This window comes from Martinezella lusitana, assembly GCF_010668395.1.
GTDB lineage: Bacteria > Pseudomonadota > Alphaproteobacteria > Rhizobiales > Rhizobiaceae > Rhizobium > Rhizobium lusitanum_A.
In genome coordinates this window covers 1-1482 of record NZ_WUEY01000063.1, presented here as the reverse complement: position 1 = coordinate 1482, position 1482 = coordinate 1, and the positions used below count along the sequence as shown (strand labels likewise).

The window sequence follows — 1482 nt, the reverse complement described above, 5'->3', positions numbered from 1 at the left end:
TGGAAGATCGTGTCCAACTCGTGCTGAAGGGCGTCGCCCGGCTTAATGAGATGGCCGATGTCGTCGTGCCGGAACTTGCCTGGCAAATGGGCCGGCCGATCAAGTATGGCGGCGAATATCGGGGCTTCAACGAGCGCTCCAACTACGTCGCGTCGATCGCCGCCGATGCGCTCGCGCCGCTTGTTGTCGAAGACAGTGCGAGTTTTGCCCGCCGCATCGAGCGCGAGCCGCACGGCGTCGTCTTCGTCATCGCACCGTGGAACTATCCTTACATGACGGCGATCAACACGGTTGCTCCGGCGCTGATGGCCGGTAATACGGTGATCCTCAAGCATGCGAGCCAGACGTTGCTCGTCGGCGAGCGGCTGGTGCAGGCCCTTGTCGAGGCCGGCGTTCCCGCCGACGTCTTCCAGAATATCTTCCTCGACCATGAGACGACCTCGGCGCTGATTGCGGCCGGAAGCTTCAACTTCGTCAATTTCACCGGCTCCGTCGAAGGCGGACGGTCGATCGAGCGCGCGGCTGCCGGTACGTTTACCAGCCTCGGGCTCGAGCTTGGCGGCAAGGATCCGGGCTACGTCATGGAGGATGCCGATCTCGACGCCGCCGTCGATACGCTGATGGATGGCGCCACCTTCAATTCCGGCCAGTGCTGCTGCGGCATCGAGCGCATCTACGTGCATGAATCGCTGTACGACGCCTTTGTCGAAAAGTCGGTCGCATGGGTTTCGAACTACAAGCTCGGCAACCCGCTCGATCCGGAAACCTCGCTCGGGCCGATGGCGCACAAGCGCTTCGCCAAGGTGGTTCGCGACCAGATCGCCGATGCCGTCGCCAAAGGCGCCAAGGCGCTCGTCGATCCCAAGCTGTTCCCGGCCGATGACGGCGGTGCCTATCTCGCGCCGCAGATCCTCGTCAACGTCGATCATTCGATGGCCTTCATGCGGGAAGAGACCTTCGGTCCGGCCGTCGGCATCATGAAGGTGAAGAGCGATGCGGAAGCGCTGGGGCTGATGAACGACAGCCCCTATGGCCTGACGGCTTCGCTCTGGACAAAGGATGTCGAGCGTGCCTCGCGGATCGGCCATGAGATCGAAACCGGCACCGTCTTCATGAACCGCGCCGACTATCTCGATCCGGCTCTGTGCTGGACCGGCGTCAAGGAAACCGGCCGCGGCGGCTCGCTGTCGGTCATCGGCTTCCACAACCTGACGCGTCCGAAATCCTATCACCTGAAGAAAGTAACAGCATGAGCACTATCTCAGCCAATTGGAGCTATCCGAACGCCTTCAAGCTCGGCCGTGGCCGCATCAAGGAACTCGCGGACGCCTGCAAGAGCCTGGGCATGAAGAAGCCGCTTCTGGTCACTGACCGGGGACTTGCCTCGATGGCGATCACCAAGACGGCTCTGGACATTCTCGAGGATGCGGGTCTCGGCCGTGCGCTCTTCGCCGATGTCGATCCGAACCCGAACGAGAAGAA

At 62.0% G+C, this 1482-nt stretch carries 2 protein-coding genes; both read left to right on the top strand.

Annotated features, from left to right (window positions below; all coding sequences use genetic code 11):
- A partial coding sequence (locus GR212_RS36515; RefSeq protein WP_163995000.1) for an aldehyde dehydrogenase family protein occupies positions 1-1253 on the top strand: 1253 nt, incomplete at its 5' end.
- Positions 1250-1482 (top strand): iron-containing alcohol dehydrogenase (locus tag GR212_RS36510; protein WP_163994998.1); only part of this gene is annotated, 233 nt, incomplete at its 3' end. The genes GR212_RS36515 and GR212_RS36510, both read left to right, overlap by 4 nt.